This is a genomic window from Pseudomonas sp. WJP1 (assembly GCF_028471945.1).
GTDB lineage: Bacteria > Pseudomonadota > Gammaproteobacteria > Pseudomonadales > Pseudomonadaceae > Aquipseudomonas.
On the sequence record NZ_CP110128.1, the window covers coordinates 4,605,139 to 4,620,313 of the forward strand.

A 15,175-nucleotide genomic window follows, 5' to 3' on the forward strand; every position below is an offset into this window, starting at 1 on the left:
CGCGGGCAAGCCCGCTCCCACAGGGATCGGCGGTGTATAGAAATTCTATGAACGCCATCGCCCACTGTGGGAGCGGGCTTGCCCGCGAAGAGGCCAGATGAGTCGACATCCATCCAGCAGATTAGTCAGAAAGTCCCTGGGTAGCTGCCACCATCCAGCAATAGGTTCTGCCCGGTGAGGAAACCGGCTTGGGCACTGCAAATGAACGCGCAATAAGCGCCGAACTCATCAGGCTGGCCGAAGCGCTGGGCCGGGACGTTTTTACGCCGTTGCTCGGCGATGCTTTCGACGCTGGTGCCCTTGGCCTCGGCGGCGGCATTGAGGGTCTTGTGCAGGCGTTCGGTCTCGAACGGCCCCGGCAGCAGGTTGTTGACGGTAACGTTGTTGCCGGCCAAGCGGGCCTGGCGCGCCAGCCCGGCGATGAAACCGGTCAAGCCACTGCGGGCGCCGTTGGACAAGCCCAACACGTCGATCGGTGCCTTCACGGCGCCGGAGGTGATGTTGACGATGCGGCCAAAACCGCGCTCGGCCATGCCGTCGACACAGGCCTTGATCAGCTCGATGGGCGTGAGCATGTTGGCATCCAGCGCCTTGAGCCAGTCTTCGCGATGCCAGTCGCGAAAGTCCCCCGGTGGCGGACCACCGGCGTTGTTGACCAGGATATCCACCTGCGGACACGCCGCTAGCACCTGTGCCTGCACCTCAGATGTGCTGATGTCCCCGGCTACGGTTCGCACTTCAATGTTCGGCGCCAGGCAGCGCAGTTCAATGGCCGCCGCCTGCAACGTTTCGTCGCCACGGGCGTTGATCACCAGGTTCACGCCCTCCTTCGCCAAGGCCCGTGCACAAGCCAGGCCCAAGCCCTTGCTGGCGGCGCAGACGATCGCCCAGCGCCCCGAAATACCCAAATCCATGACGATGCTCCCGACTGTTCAAAGCGCTCACGTTACCACCGCAAACCCGCCACTCGGGGGATGACAAAGGGTGATCGCTGGATCAGGTCTTTTCATTATCGACAGGCGGCGGCGCTGATTACTGTTTCGAGACCCAATAAGAAACCGGAGACTCACATGAACCCGTTCCAGTTCTATTTCCCCACGACCCTGAAAAGCGGCAACGGCCTGGTGCGTCAGGCCGGCGCGTTGCTCAAGCCCCATGTTGGAAAAAAACTGCTGGTGGTCACCGACGAAGGCTTGATGGCGTCGGGGGTGATGGAAAGTTTTTTCGCCTCGCTGGCCGAGAGTGACATTGGCTTTGAAGTGTTCGTTGGCGTCGAACCCAACCCCACCACGGATGTGCTGGAGCGCGCCGTGGCCTTCCTGAAAAACCACGATTGCGACGCGGTGATCGGCGTGGGTGGCGGCAGCAGCATCGACACCGCCAAGGGTGTCGCGGCCATGGCCACCAACCCCGGCAACATCCTCGACTACGAAGGCTACGACAAACTGCTGCACCCGCCCCTGCCGATCTTTGTCATTCCCACCACCTCGGGCACCGGCAGTGAGTGCACGGCGTCCACGGTGTTCACCAACACCAAAACCCTGTTCAAGACCGTGATCATCAGCCCGGCACTGTTTCCAAAACTGGCGATTCTCGACGCTGAACTGACCCTCAAGCTGCCGCAGTCGATCACCGCCGCTACCGGCATGGACGCCCTGACCCACGCCATCGAGTCCTACGTATCGAAGCAGGCCAATCCGGTCAGCCAGGCCCTGGCCCTGCAGGCGATCAAGATGATCTGCACGCATCTGCCGAAAGCGTTTTTCAGCGGCAGCGACTTGCACGCCCGGGAGCAGATGCTGCTCGGCTCGTTCCTCGCCGGGGTCGCGTTCGCCCAATCGAAACTGGGCAACGTGCATGCGATCTCCCACACCTTCGGCGGCGTGTTCAACATCCCCCACGGCATCGCCAACGCCACGCTGCTGCCCTACGTCATCGAATACAACCTGCCGGCCTGCCCGGAGCTGTTCCGCGACATCGCCCTGGCCATGGGTGAGGACGTCAGCGGCCTGAGCCCCGCCCGTGCCGGGCACAAGGTGGTGGAGCACGTGATGGCGCTGAACAAGGCCATCGGCATTCCCGACAACATCAAGGACCTGGGTGTGGACCTGGACTACATGCCGCAAATGGTCAGCGACTCGATGCGCAGCGGCAACGTGCTGGTCAACCCGCGCCTGACCCGTGCTGCCGACGTCGAGCGAATCATCGGCAACGCCTTCCACGGCATTCATTCCTGAGAGAGAAATCCCATGTTCTACGAGATGCGCACCTACACCCTGCAGATCGGCAAGATGCAAACCTACCTCAAGCACTTCGAGGAAAACGGCCTGCCGGTGATCTCCCGCTACGCCACGCTGGTGGGCTGGTGGTACACCGAAATCGGCGAGCTGAACCAGGTGATTCACATCTGGGCCTACGAGAGCCTGGACGAACGCATCAAGAAACGCGCCGCGCTGTATCAAGACCCCGACTGGCTCGAAGGCTTCGTGCCGATCGCATTCCCAATGCTGGAAAAGATGGAATCGAAGCTGCTGATGCCGGCGCAGTTTTCGCCGATCAAATAGTTCCTGAATCCACCTCCCCTGTAGGAGCGAGCCTGCTCGCGATGGCGGTGTGTCAGACACCATTGATGTGCCTGAGACGCCGCCATCGTCGGAACGCCGCCCGGAGCCGGCTCACTCCTACAGGGACTGCGCAAGCCGCTCGAACAAGGACAGATCCCATGTGCGACCACAACACCAATAACACCGCCGCCGACCGTTCTCCCGACATCAAGGCATTGCTCGAAGGCCTGCCCACCAATTGGGGCAAATGGGGGCCGGACGATGAAGTCGGTGCCCTGAATTACCTGCAAAGCGCCGAGATCCTGCGCGGTATCGCTGCCGTACGACAGGGCAAGACCTTCACCCTGCAAGTGCAGATCGGCCATCCCAAGGGTGAACCGCTGTGGCCTGGCCGGCGTCCGTCGATGCGGGTCAATGTGCTGGACAAAGGCCACTTCCTGGCCGGCAAGACCCACTTCGACGGGCACGTCGAATACGCCGACGACGTGATCTTCATGCACCTGCAAGGCTCGACCCAATACGACGCCCTCGGCCACGTCTGGCACGACAACAAACTGTGGAACGGCTACGACGCCATGAGCACCATCGGTGGCATGGACAAGGCCAGCATCCTGCCGATTGCCGAGCGCGGGATTGTCGGGCGTGCGGTACTGATCGACATGGCCCGCCATCGCGGCAAAGCGGTGCTGGACAAGGGCGAAACCTTCAATCACTTCGACCTGCTCGCCGCTGCTAAAGCCCAGGGTATCGAGATCCAGAAGCGCGACATCCTGATCATCCGCACCGGCTGGATCGGTTCGTTCTATGAACGTGAACCCGAGGAGTTCTACAAGGATTTCGCCGAGCCGGGCCTGACCTTCAGCCGGGAGCTGGTGGAGTGGTTTCACCAGATGGAAATCCCCAACCTGGTGACCGATACCATGGCCAACGAAGTGGCGGTCGACCCGGCCACAGGGGTGTTGATCCCGCTGCACAACGCCTTGATGCGCAACCTTGGCGTGACCTTCACCGAAGTCGCGATGCTCGATGACCTGGCCAGCGATTGCGCCGCAGACGGTCAGTGGCAGTTCCTCTACACCGCCGCGCCGCTGAAGATCGTGGGCGGAACGGGGGCACCGGTGAACCCGATCGTCATCAAGTAAGCAGGTCCCGCTGCAACTCGTTGATCAACAGGGTCGCCGCCGGAGACAGATCGGCGCCGGCCCGGCTGATCACGCCATAGGGTTCGATCAGCGCACGCATGGAAACCGGCAGCTTCACCAGCAACTCGTGTTGTTCGCAGAATTCGGCCACTTCCACCGGGATCACCGCCAGCAACGTCGGGTCCTGTTGCACCAGCAAAATGGTGGCGAAGGTCGACGAGGTTTCCAGCGGATAACGCGGAATCTCCAGCCCCGCCTCGTTCAGTTCGCGCTCCAGGGCCTGGCGCATCGGCATGTCCTTGGGATAGACCACCCAGCGGTAATCGCTCAATTGCGCCAGCTGCAGCGACTCGGCGCTGGCCAGCGGATGATCCTTGCTGGCGACCACGGCCAACGGCTCTTCGCTCAGCTCGATGCAGTCATAGGCATCAGAGCGCTGGCCGACGCTGGTCCGACAGATCGCCAGGTCCAGGCGCCCCTGATCCAGCAACCCGAGCAAGGTCGCGCTGGTGTTTTCCACCAGTTCCACCGACAAGTCCGGTTGCTTGAGCCGCAACTCGGTCAAGGCCCGGGTCAGCAACGGCACCGCGCCCATGATCACCCCCACCGACAACCGCCCGCCCTGCCCCTGCATGATGCTGAGCATTTCCTCGCGCAAATGCTCGACATCGCTGTAGATCAGCCGCGCATAACGAATCATGCAACGCCCCATTTCATTGGCCACCAGGCCCTTGGGCTGGCGTTCGAACAAGGGCATGCCAAGCAACGACTCGACCTCATGCAAGGCCTTGGTGGCGCCGGACTGGGAAATCGAAATCTGCTCGGCGGCCTTGTGCAGGGAGCCGCGGTCATCCAGCGCGATCAACAAGCGCAGCTGTTTGAGGCGCAAGCGTGAAGCGATGCTGCCAAGGGAAGGAACCATATCGGTGTGTACTCGATTCAATGTGTTATCCATCAAGGCCCACGCCAGCCGCGCCGACGTGGGCGGCGGGTCAGTTCAGGGGCAACCGGCTCCACTGGCCGTCGACCAGTCGATCGAGGCCCAGCGGGTTGGCGTTTTGCAGCGCGGCCGGCAGGTATTCATCAGGATAGTTCTGGTAGCACACAGGACGCAGGAAGCGATCGATGGCCAGGCTGCCGACCGAAGTGCCACGTGCATCCGACGTCGCCGGATAAGGCCCGCCGTGCACCATCGCATCGCTGACTTCGACACCGGTGGGATACCCGTTGAGCAGCAAGCGCCCGACCTTGTCCTCCAGCAGCGGCAGCAGTTCACTGAAGCGATCCAGATCCGCCGGTTCTGCGATCAGCGTGGCGGTCAGTTGCCCGTGCAAACCGTCGAGCACCGCGCGCAACTGGGGTTGGTCAGCCACCTCGACCACCACCGTGGCCGGGCCGAAAATCTCTTCCTGCAACAGCGGATCGCCGTCGAGCAACAGCTGCACATCGGCCTTGAACAACTGCGGTTGCGCCTTGGAATTGCCCTGGGGCTGGCCGGCCAGATGATCGACAAGGTCGTGCGCCGCGATGTGCGCAAGGCCTGCGCGATAACTGTTGAGCACCCCTGCGTTGAGCATGGTCTGCGGCGGTTGACTGCCCATATTCTGCGCGAACGCCTGCAGGAACTCACTGAACTGCGGCGAGCGCAGGCCGATGATCAAGCCGGGGCTAGTGCAGAACTGGCCACAGCCGAGGTTGACCGAAGCGGTCAGTTCCTCGGCGATTTTCTGGCCACGCTGGCCCAAGGCTTCGGGCAGCACGATCACCGGGTTGATGCTCGACATCTCGGCGAACACCGGGATCGGTTGCACCCGCGCGGCAGCCAGATCGGCCAAAGCCCGACCACCCTTGAGCGAGCCGGTGAAGCCCACGGCCTTGATGCCATCGGCCATAACCAGCGCCTGGCCCACGCCCGCGCCGTAGATCATGTTGAACACCCCCGACGGCATGGCCGTGCGTTGCGCCGCGCGAACGATGGCGCCCGCCACCCGCTCGGCCGTCGCCATGTGTCCGCTGTGGGCCTTGAATACCACCGGGCAACCGGCGGCCAGGGCCGAGGCGGTGTCGCCGCCAGCGGTGGAAAACGCCAGGGGGAAATTGCTCGCACCGAACACCGCGACCGGGCCGACGCCGATGCGGTACTGGCGAAGATCCGGCCGTGGCAACGGTGTGCGCCCAGGTAGTGCCAGGTCGATCCGTGCAGCGAGAAAGTCACCACGGCGCAGCACCTGGGCAAACAGGCGCAGCTGGCCACTGGTGCGGCTGCGCTCGCCGCGAATCCGCCCCTCGGGCAACGCGGTTTCCTGGCAGACCAGGGCGATGAAATCATCCCCCAGGTCATCGATTTCCTCGGCGATGGCATCGAGAAATTCGGCTCGGCGCAGCGGCGACAATTGACGAAACGGCGCAAACGCGCGCGTTGCCGCCGTTACCGCCAGCACCACTTCCTGCTCGGTGGCCTGATGGAAAACATACGGCAGCGCGTGGCCGGTGTGGGCGTCGACGCTGTGCAGGGTCTCGCGGCCCAGGGCACTACGCTGCCCGTCGATGAACTGCTGGCCCAAGATATCGGACATCAAAAATCTCCCTCGCCTGGGTTCGCCAGGCGATGACTGGAATGAAAGGGATGCGCCAAAAACGCACGCTTCACTCTAGGGGCCGGGGTCATGGGCAAACAAATGACAACAACGGGCCGGGGGATGAGCGTTTTTCATCCCCTGGCTTGGAGATGTTTGTCAGCGAATCGCTACCGGGTTGATGTTGACCTGGGTCGAGCCCTTGTACAGCGGCTGCCCGAGCACGAACATGAAGGTCCAGGCCTTGTCCCGCACCAGCGCGCGGCTGTCGATCAGCTCAAGGTTGTAGATGCCGTTTTTCGCCAGCATGAACTGGTTGACCGGGAACTCCTGGCCGTCGGTGCCAGGGTAGATTTCCGAGGCCCAGGTATCGCCGCCGAACGCGACGATCTGCTTGTCCGCCAGCCATTTGGCTGCCGCCATGCCGATGCCCGGCTCCACGGCGAGGAATTTCTCGTTGTCCTTGCCCAACAGCTCCAGCCAACCGGTGTTGAACAGCACCACATCGCCCTTCTCGATGCTGATGCCTTGCAGGTTCAGGGCTTTCTGGATATCGGCGACCGTGAACTCGGTTTTCTCCGGCACGATGGCGCTGCCGTACACGGCAGTCATGTCCAGCACCACGCCACGGGTGACGATGGGCGGGACTTTTTCGATGCCGAGTTTTTGCACCCCTTCCACGGTCACGAAGTCCGCCGCGCGGTTGCCGTTGTAGTAGACGTTGTCGATGCCGATGTGGCCGATGCCGTTGAGCTGGGTGCCGACACCGGTCCAGCCCACCACCAGTTCATCGTTGAAGGTGAATTTGTTCGGGCCCATGGTGGTGCCGCCGGCTTCACCGGGCTGGACGTTGGTCAGGTGAAAACTGCGATGCCGGAAGGCTGGGAGGTTTTTATCGATGGGCACGGCCAAGGGGTAGGTCTTGCCGGTCTTGATCAGCTTGGCGGCGTTGAGCACCGAGTTGGCATCGAGCAGGTTCAGCGCACCGATTTCATCATGGGCGCCGTATTTCGAGGGGTACCAATTTTCGCCATCGGCGGCGTGTGCGACATTCAAGGTGAGCAACAGGGCAAAAGGCAGGGCCAAGCGATTGAACATGAAGGAGGTCCTTGTCTGGTTTCAGTGAACCCAAGGTACGCAGCCCTTTTGTGCGGAAACAGACAGCTCTGGACAATACAATTGTTCTGGATTTTCACGAGTGGGCGAACTTGCAGTTTTCCCGGCCAGGTGCCATAAAACCCTGAAATCCTGACAGCCGACCAGCTGCGATAACGCTTATAGCGTTTGCGAATTATCATTATTCCAACGCGTCAATCCAGAAGCCTATGAACGATATCGTCAGCACTCCCGAGTCCCCGCCCGACCAACCGCGCTTGATCGTCTTCCTCGCCTACCCCGAAATGGGCCTGCTCGACCTGACCGGTGCGCAAACCGTGTTCTGGGCCGCCTCGCGCTACCTCAACAGCAGCAATTTGCCCGGCTACACACTGCAGACCGCCAGCCTGAGCGGTGGCCTGATTCACACGGCAGAGGGGTTGGCCGTCGACACCGTGCCCTTGAGTACCTTCGACGACCAAACGATCGACACGCTGATCGTTCCCGGTGCTCCAGCGATCATCCTGGCGATGAACAATTCCCTGGGCCTGGTCGACTGGCTCAAACAGGCATCGGGCGCAGCCAGGCGCACCGCTTCGGTGTGCAGCGGCACGTTCCTGCTGGCCGAGGCCGGATTGCTCGAAGGTCGGCGCGCAGCCACCCATTGGGCGATGTGCGGCCTGCTCAAGGAGCGCCATCCGTCCATCGAAGTCGACAACGATGCGATCTTTGTCCAGCAGGGTTCAGTCTGGACCTCCGCCGGGGTCAGCGCCGGGATCGACCTGGCGCTGGCGTTGGTTGAAGAAGATTGCGGGCGTGAGCTGGCACTGCTGACGGCACGGGAAATGGTGGTGTTCCTCAAACGCCCCGGTGGCCAGGCCCAGTACAGCCAATTGCTGCAATCGCAAACCAGCGAAGGTGCGGCCTTCGACGACCTGCACCTGTGGATCACGCAGAACCTGTCCGGTGCCAACCTCACCGTCGAGACACTCGCCCAACAGGTACAAATGAGCCCGCGCAACTTTGCCCGGGTCTACAAGCTCAAGACCGGCCGCACGCCAGCCAAGGCCGTTGAAGTGCTGCGCGTGGAAGCCGCGCGGCGACTGCTGGAAGACTCCGAACGTAACATCGATCAAATTTCCCGACTGTGTGGTTTTGGCGATGAAGAGCGCATGCGCCTGACCTTCCAGCGCAACCTCGGGGTTTCGCCACGGGATTATCGCAACCGGTTTTCGCGCTGAATCCGGGCACAAGGCAACGACAAGGGAACTCCTGACGACCGCCATGCATCCTAGAGGTGAGAGACTTCCTTTTTGCGTCATGTCTTCAGAGGACACCGTCATGCGCCGTCTGATTATCATTTCTTCCCTTTTGCTGTGCTTACCCGTCGGCTCTGCGATGGCCGATGTCGATGCAAAAGATGTCGCCACCTCAGCCGGGGTTTCCGCCTCGCTGTACTCGACATTCAAGGATGACAAACTGATGATTCCCGCCCGGGATGACGCTTCCAGCTTCGTGGCCAGTGGCGGTGCGATTCGTGGCGTTTATCTGGAGCAGGTTTTGCAGCGTGTCCGTCAGGAACATCCTGACCTCAACAGCGCCAGCGACGAAGACCTGGCTCGCGCCATCCTCGTCCAGGAAGGCGTTCCGGCTGGTCAATAGATCGAACGACGTATCGCCTGTTCACTCCCGTAGGAGCCAGGCTTGCCGGCGAAGAACGATGACGCGGTCATACAGACATACCGCGTCATCGTTCTTCGCCGGCAAGCCTGGCTCCTACAGTTAGGCTAGGCGAGGCTTCACATCGTCGTTTAACGATAACGCGCCGCTGCCGTGGAATTACCGAACAACCCCGACAGCACCTGGCGCTGCGCTTCATAGCGGGTCCACTGCTCCCCGTCGTGCAATCCCGGAATGGTCACCACCTCCCCCCTTTCCAACCCCACCAGAGCCGCATCGACCATGTCTTCGGCGGACATGACAATCTCCTGCGGCAAATTCTCCACCGGGTTGCCGGCCTCACTCCAGAAGTCGGTGGCGGTCGCGCCTGGCAATACCGCCTGGATACGAATGCCTTTATCCGCCAGTTCGCGATGCATCGATTGGCTCAGGCCCAGGACAAATGCCTTGGTCCCGCCATACACACCGTTGAGGATTTCCGGGGCGATGGCGACGATCGACGATATGTTGACCACGGTCCCGGTACAGCGAGCGACAAAGCCCGGTACTACGGCGTAGGTCAGGCGGGTCAGCGCGGTGATGTTGAGGCTGATCATGTCTTCCATGTCATCCACGGGGCTGCCGAGCAACGGCATGACCGCGCCAACGCCGGCGTTGTTGACCAATAAGGTGATGCTCGCGTCATTACGCAGAATCTGTTCGACCCGCAACAGGTCGGCCTTGTCCTTGAGATCCGCGGCGACCACTTCCACAGTGCGGCCGGTCTGGTCGCTCAGGCGATTGGCCAGCGCGTTGAGTTTTGCCTGGCTACGCGCGACCAGTATCAGGTCGTAACCCTGCCGGGCGAGACGGTCGGCATACACCGCGCCGATGCCGGAAGAGGCGCCAGTGATCAGTGCAGTGCCTTTGGAGGAGAGAGCCATGTTCAATTTCCTTCACTGTGAGGCGAGAAAGTCGCCAGCCATTTGCAGTTATAAATGGACTCGTGCCCGTCGCAAATGACGTTTAAACTACGTTTTTCGGACATCAGTTTGAGGACCGGCGATGATCAGCGTGGCGTTTGTGGTTTTCGAGGGTTTCCAGTCCATGGCGCTGGCGGCCATGCCGGTGTTCGAGTACGCCAATTTCAGCGCCGGGCAAGCCCTGTATGACGTGCGCGTGCTATCTGAAGATGGCCGCAACTTGCGCGCTTCCGGCGGCCTGAGTGTCGGCACCGAGGCGTTCGACGAGCATGTGTTCGATACGGTGATCGTGGTCGGTGGCGACACCATCCTCGAACAGGCACCAGAAGGCGTACTCGACTACGTGCGTGCCAGCGCCAGGACCGCGCGCCGCACCGCGTCGATTTGCTCCGGAGCCTTTGTCATGGCCCAGGCCGGACTGCTAGAGGGTCGGCGGGCGACCACGCACTGGGCCTATGCGCGGCAACTGCAAGAACGTTTTCCATCGATCAAGGTAGAACCCGACCGCATCTACGTGATCGACGGCTCAATATGGACTTCCGCCGGCATGACCGCCGGCATCGACCTGGCGCTGGCCATGGTGGAAAAGGATCACGGCGCCGAACTCGCGCGTTCCGTGGCGCAAAAACTGGTGATGTACCACCGCCGTGCCGGCGGCCAGTCACAGCACTCGGCGCTGCTGGAACTGGCGCCAAAATCCGACCGCATCCAGACCGTCCTCACCTACGCCAGGGAGCACCTCGCCCAAACCTTATCGGTGGAACAACTGGCGCAAGTGGCGCGCCTCAGCCCGCGCCAGTTCAGCCGTGCGTTCCGTTCCGAAACCGGTCAGTCGCCCGCCAAAGCCATCGAAAACCTGCGCCTGGAGACGGCACGGCAGATGCTCGAACGTGGGCGCCTGACGCTCGAGCAGATTGCCTTGGAAACCGGTTTTGTTGATCCTCGGCGCATGCGCGAAGCATTCCTTCGAGTGTTCGGGCAGCCGCCGCAGGTGATTCGGCGCAATGCGCGATCAGCCGCACATTGATCGTTCCCACGCTCTGCGTGGGAACGATCGGCGCTACACTGAAACTATGAAAATCTCCGCAAAACTGGCGTTTTTTGCCATCGTTTCTACCCTCGCTTATCTCTGGCTGGCGATTTGGGGGCTGGGCGGCTTCGCGGCGTTTTTTTCCCATGCCGCCTTGGTGGTCGTTGCGCTGGCAACGCTTACCATGGCCATCGCTTCGCTGTTTACCGAGGTCAACCTGAGTTCGGGCGAGCGCGAGGATCGAGCCAATCGCTGGGTGTTGCCAGCGTTCGGCGTGATCGGTTTGTTGAGTGGTTTTTTGCCGGCCTACACCGACCGGATCGACGTCTGGACCTTCGGTGGCGAGGGCGTGCGTTGGCTCGGGGCGCTGCTCTTCATTATCGGCGGCGTGCTGCGCATGTGGCCGGTGTTCGTGCTCGGCAATCGTTTCAGTGGCCTGGTGGCGATCCAGCCGGGGCATCGCCTGGTGACCGACGGGATCTATCGCCGCTTGCGCAACCCCAGTTACCTGGGGATGTTGGTGATTGCCGTGGGTTGGGCGCTGGCCTTTCGTTCGGCGGTCGGGCTGTTGCTGGCCGCGCTGACAGTGATTCCGCTGATTGCGCGCATTCATTCCGAGGAAGCGCTGCTACGGGCGCAATTTGGGGGTGAATACGAGGCCTATTGCGCCCGGAGCTGGCGGTTGATTCCCAAAGTCTACTGAGGCACACATCCACTGTAGGAGCGAGCCTGCTCGCGATGAGGCCTTTTCAGTCAGCAGCAACGTCGACTGTCAAACCGCCATCGCGAGCAGGCTCGCTCCCACATTAGATCGTGTGAAGTCGAATCACACCGTAGGCGTCTACGCGGGCCACAACTTCGTCATAACCTGCCAACGTGGCATGCGCCGTCTGAATCGGCTGATCATGCGTCGCTGTGACGATCAGCAAATCCGCCCCCGCCGCCTCGGCCGCAAGAATGCCTACCGTCGCATCTTCGAAAACCAGGCAATCCGATATCTCGACACCCAGCCGCCGCGCAGCCAATCGATAACCGGCTGGGTCAGGTTTGCCGGCGCTGACGTCTTCGGCGGTGACCATCACATCCGGCTCGGGAATCCCCGCGGCTGCCATCCGCCGCAACGCCAGCGTCCGCGGTGCAGAGGTCACGATCGCCCATTGATGAGCCGGCAAGGACTTGAGAAAACGCGCCGCGCCAGCCACCTCTTCCACGCCATCGACATCCTCGATTTCAGCTTCGGTGATCCACGCCGCCTCGACCTCGGCATCGACCCCGGGCAAAGCCAGTCGGTTGATGGTGTCGATGGCGCGAGCGCCGTGAATGGTCGGCAGGAAGGTCTCGACATCGACACCGTGACGCACGGCCCAGGTGGCCCAGACGCGTTCGGCGGCGGCAATGGAGGTGAGGATGGTGCCGTCCATGTCGAACAAGAAGGCGCGGTAAGGGACGTTCAAGACGGATTCGGGAGCAGACAAAGGGTCCTTCCTATTTCACTGGCGTTAAGTCCTGATAAATGTACAGGAACCTACAGGGTACGGCGTGACTTCAGCGCGCCATCCACGCAATCGAGCAACTGCCCCAGCGCCCAGGGTTTCTTGATAAACGAGACATCGTGCCGCACGCCGGAGCTTTCAGGGGTTTCGAAGCCGGACATGATCACTATCGGTTTGTCCGGCCAACGATCACCGAACAGATTGGCCAGGTCCGCACCGTTGAGCGTGCCCGGCATGGTGATGTCCGTCAGCAACATTCCGACTTCAGGCGCGTGCCCCTGCAAATACACCGACGCTTCGTCGGCACTGGTCTGCGGTTGCACCACATAACCTTCGTCCTGAAGAATTTCGCAGAGAAACTCCAGGATCAGCGGGTCGTCTTCAACCACCAGAATCAACCCGCCATGAAGGTGTCCGCCCGCCGTCGATTCTCGACTCATGACCTTGCCGCTCCCTGATCGCATCAATGATTTCGCGGGCTCAGAATCCGCGACCTACAGGTATGAGCAACGGTATCTGCGGAAATTCATTTTTGATACAAACAGACGACGAAATCGGTGTTTGCGCGACGGTCAATATCACCAAGCCATCAACTGTCATGGGGGCATGAGCTCAGGCTACACCCCGAATGACAGGTTTGCGTTACTGGGACATCGGGTCCTTTTTCATGGCGTCCTTGGACATGGCGTCTTTCTTCATGCCGTCCTTGCTCATGGCATCCTTGGACATGCTGTCCTTGCTCATCGCGTCCTTGGCCATGGCGTCCTTTGTCATGGCGTCTTTGTGCATGGCGTCTTTGTGCATGGCGTCCTTGGACATCGAATCCTTGTTCATGCTGTCCTTGCTCATCGTATCGCCAGCAAAAACACTGGCGGCGCCGACGGCCAGGCACATGGACAGAACAACGGTGGTCAACTTTTTCATGGTGGAACTCCTTGATACATGGGGTTTGAACGAGGGGATTTGCCGGGGTTTTGTCAGCTGCCACCGAACCAGTTGTAGCCCTGGTCTTCCCAGTAGCCGCCGGTGTAGGTGTTGCTGACGAAAATCGCCTGGATGTGTTTTGGGTTCTTGTAGCCGAGCTTGGTGGGCATGCGCAGCTTCATCGGGAAGCCGTATTCGCGCGGCAGCACGGCGCCGTCATAGGTCAGCGTCAACAGGGTTTGCGCATGCAGTGCAGTGGCCATGTCGATGCTGGTGTAGTAATCGTCGGCGCACTTGAAGCCGACATACTTGGCGTCGGTATCGGCCCCGACCCGCTTCAGGAAATCGCTGAAGCGTACGCCGCCCCAACGACCGATCGCGCTCCAGCCTTCGACGCAGATATGCCGGGTGATCTGCTCGGTTTGCGCCATGGCGCGCAGTTCTTCAAGGCGCCAGTTGCGCTTGTCCGCCACCAGGCCGGTGACTTCCAGCCGATAGCTCTCCTCCTCCACCGTCGGCGCCTCGTCGATGCCGTAGAAGGCATTGAACGGAAATGGCCGGGTGATCATCGACGCCGGGTAGGTCGGCGCCATGGCATTGGGGTTGAACAGCCAGCCTTGGACCCGGTCGTTGAAGCGCGACATGGACGACAACGCGGTCTCGACGCTGTCGTTGTCGGTGAGGTTGCAACCGGACAACATGGCCACGCCGCCGAGTGTCAGGCCTCGCAGCAGGAACGCGCGGCGCGAGCGGTCTTCGATCTGCGGGGCGAGGATTTTCCGGGCGTCGGTCAGGATGGACGACTCGTCCAGCCCGGAGTCTTGAATGCGCTTTTTCATACGGGCTCCTTGCGACCGACAATCATGGCCAACAGTGTTTTGGGAACCAGTGCCACCATCACCAGGTGCACTGCGACGAATGCCACCAACAGCGCCATCGCGACGAAGTGCACATGGCGCGCACCTTCGTAGCCCCAGAGCAACTCACGCAACAGCGGGAACTGCACCGACTTCCACAGCACCAGCCCGGAGATCACCAGCAGCGTGATATCGACCATCACGAACAGGTACGCCACACGCTGCACCTGGTTGTAGTGATTCAGGTCGGCATGCGCCAACCGGCCCCGCAGCGCGGCCCACAGGTCCTGCAGCACGCCCTTGGGGGAAACCGGGAAGAAACGTCGCTTCAGGCGGCCACTGACCAGGTTGATGGTCAGATAGACGAGGCCGTTGAGCACGAGAAACCACATCGCCGCGAAGTGCCATTGCAAGGCGCCGCCCAGCCAGCCGCCCAGGGTGATCGACTTGGGAAAGCTGAAATCGTAGAGCGGCGAGGCGTTGTAGATGCGCCAGCCACTGGTGACCATCACCAGCACCGCCAGGGCGTTCAGCCAGTGGGTGAGCCGCAGCCAGCGTGGATGGCTGGCCTTGGGTGAAGCAGTTGACTGCGACATGTCCGGCTCCCGGTTGTGGTTCGTTGGAGCCAAGTATGGGAGCCGGAAGATCGCCAAATCCTCACGTAAAGTTAAATTAAACGTGATAACTGGCCTATTACGGCCAACCAGAACCTGTAGGAGTGAGCCTGCTCGCGATGGCGTAGTGTCAGGCGATGCAACTGTTGGCAGGCACACCGCGATCGCGAGCAGGCTCACTCCTACAGGGTTTTGTGTCGTCCACCCGACGCGCAACTATGGTTAAATGCCGCCCCCG

Annotated in this window: 17 protein-coding genes; 7 read left to right on the forward strand and 10 right to left on the reverse strand. The window is 61.3% G+C overall.

Going from position 1 to position 15,175, the window contains the following annotated elements:
- Positions 1-125 precede the first annotated feature (125 nt).
- Complete coding sequence (locus tag OH720_RS20630; protein ID WP_272602698.1) at positions 126-914, reverse strand: SDR family oxidoreductase; 789 nt, start codon at positions 912-914, stop codon at positions 126-128.
- 156 nt (positions 915-1,070) lie between these two features.
- Here OH720_RS20630 and OH720_RS20635 point away from each other — a divergent pair, with 156 nt between their 5' ends.
- The 3 genes from OH720_RS20635 to OH720_RS20645 all read left to right on the forward strand — a co-directional run bounded on the left by OH720_RS20635 (position 1,071) and on the right by OH720_RS20645 (position 3,706).
- On the forward strand, positions 1,071-2,237 hold the full coding sequence (locus OH720_RS20635; RefSeq protein ID WP_272602699.1) for an iron-containing alcohol dehydrogenase: 1,167 nt from the start codon (positions 1,071-1,073) through the stop codon (positions 2,235-2,237).
- Positions 2,238-2,249: 12 nt separating this feature from the next.
- Positions 2,250-2,564 (forward strand): NIPSNAP family protein, encoded by a 315-nt coding sequence (locus tag OH720_RS20640; RefSeq protein ID WP_008054497.1) that lies wholly within the window; start codon positions 2,250-2,252, stop codon positions 2,562-2,564.
- Between the two features lie 158 nt (positions 2,565-2,722).
- Positions 2,723-3,706, forward strand: a complete 984-nt coding sequence (locus OH720_RS20645; protein ID WP_272602700.1) for a cyclase family protein — start codon at positions 2,723-2,725, stop codon at positions 3,704-3,706.
- Here the strand turns inward: OH720_RS20645 and OH720_RS20650 are convergent.
- The 3 genes from OH720_RS20650 to OH720_RS20660 form a co-directional block, all read right to left on the reverse strand.
- Positions 3,699-4,628, reverse strand: coding sequence for a LysR family transcriptional regulator (locus OH720_RS20650; RefSeq protein WP_272602701.1), 930 nt, complete (start codon positions 4,626-4,628; stop codon positions 3,699-3,701). The genes OH720_RS20645 and OH720_RS20650 overlap by 8 nt on opposite strands.
- Before the next feature lie 70 nt (positions 4,629-4,698).
- Positions 4,699-6,282 carry an aldehyde dehydrogenase (NADP(+)) gene (locus tag OH720_RS20655; RefSeq protein ID WP_272602702.1) on the reverse strand — a complete coding sequence of 528 codons (1,584 nt, stop codon included), beginning with the start codon at positions 6,280-6,282 and terminating at the stop codon, positions 4,699-4,701.
- 159 nt (positions 6,283-6,441) lie between these two features.
- Positions 6,442-7,380, reverse strand: a complete 939-nt coding sequence (locus tag OH720_RS20660) for a cyclase family protein (RefSeq protein WP_272602703.1) — start codon at positions 7,378-7,380, stop codon at positions 6,442-6,444.
- 227 nt (positions 7,381-7,607) lie between these two features.
- On the opposite strand from OH720_RS20660, the gene OH720_RS20665 reads away from it, so the two are divergent.
- Together OH720_RS20665 and OH720_RS20670 are read left to right on the forward strand one after the other, a co-directional pair.
- Complete coding sequence (locus OH720_RS20665) at positions 7,608-8,618, forward strand: GlxA family transcriptional regulator (RefSeq protein WP_272602704.1); 1,011 nt, start codon at positions 7,608-7,610, stop codon at positions 8,616-8,618.
- A 100-nt stretch (positions 8,619-8,718) separates the two neighbouring features.
- A complete protein-coding gene (locus OH720_RS20670; protein ID WP_008054509.1) occupies positions 8,719-9,039 on the forward strand; it encodes a DUF2388 domain-containing protein in 321 nt (106 codons plus the stop codon).
- A gap of 149 nt (positions 9,040-9,188) precedes the next feature.
- Here the strand turns inward: OH720_RS20670 and OH720_RS20675 are convergent, their stop codons facing one another.
- Positions 9,189-9,980, reverse strand: coding sequence for an SDR family NAD(P)-dependent oxidoreductase (locus tag OH720_RS20675; RefSeq protein WP_272602705.1), 792 nt, complete (start codon positions 9,978-9,980; stop codon positions 9,189-9,191).
- A 121-nt stretch (positions 9,981-10,101) separates the two neighbouring features.
- On the opposite strand from OH720_RS20675, the gene OH720_RS20680 reads away from it, so the two are divergent.
- Together OH720_RS20680 and OH720_RS20685 are read left to right on the forward strand one after the other, a co-directional pair.
- Complete coding sequence (locus OH720_RS20680) at positions 10,102-11,046, forward strand: GlxA family transcriptional regulator (protein ID WP_272602706.1); 945 nt, start codon at positions 10,102-10,104, stop codon at positions 11,044-11,046.
- A gap of 46 nt (positions 11,047-11,092) precedes the next feature.
- Positions 11,093-11,752: a methyltransferase family protein gene (locus OH720_RS20685; RefSeq protein WP_272602707.1), complete on the forward strand. Its 660-nt coding sequence runs from the start codon at positions 11,093-11,095 to the stop codon at positions 11,750-11,752.
- Between the two features lie 103 nt (positions 11,753-11,855).
- On the opposite strand, the gene OH720_RS20690 is transcribed toward OH720_RS20685, so the two are convergent.
- The 5 genes from OH720_RS20690 to OH720_RS20710 all read right to left on the reverse strand — a co-directional run bounded on the left by OH720_RS20690 (position 11,856) and on the right by OH720_RS20710 (position 14,919).
- On the reverse strand, positions 11,856-12,524 hold the full coding sequence (locus OH720_RS20690; protein ID WP_272602708.1) for an HAD-IA family hydrolase: 669 nt from the start codon (positions 12,522-12,524) through the stop codon (positions 11,856-11,858).
- A 50-nt stretch (positions 12,525-12,574) separates the two neighbouring features.
- Positions 12,575-12,982: a response regulator gene (locus OH720_RS20695; protein WP_272602709.1), complete on the reverse strand. Its 408-nt coding sequence runs from the start codon at positions 12,980-12,982 to the stop codon at positions 12,575-12,577.
- 202 nt (positions 12,983-13,184) lie between these two features.
- Positions 13,185-13,466 (reverse strand): pentapeptide MXKDX repeat protein, encoded by a 282-nt coding sequence (locus OH720_RS20700; RefSeq protein WP_272602710.1) that lies wholly within the window; start codon positions 13,464-13,466, stop codon positions 13,185-13,187.
- A 53-nt stretch (positions 13,467-13,519) separates the two neighbouring features.
- Positions 13,520-14,305, reverse strand: a complete 786-nt coding sequence (locus tag OH720_RS20705) for a molybdopterin-dependent oxidoreductase (protein ID WP_272602711.1) — start codon at positions 14,303-14,305, stop codon at positions 13,520-13,522.
- On the reverse strand, positions 14,302-14,919 hold the full coding sequence (locus OH720_RS20710; RefSeq protein WP_272602712.1) for a cytochrome b/b6 domain-containing protein: 618 nt from the start codon (positions 14,917-14,919) through the stop codon (positions 14,302-14,304). The genes OH720_RS20705 and OH720_RS20710 overlap by 4 nt, the downstream gene beginning before the upstream one ends.
- Between the last annotated feature and the right edge of the window lie 256 nt (positions 14,920-15,175).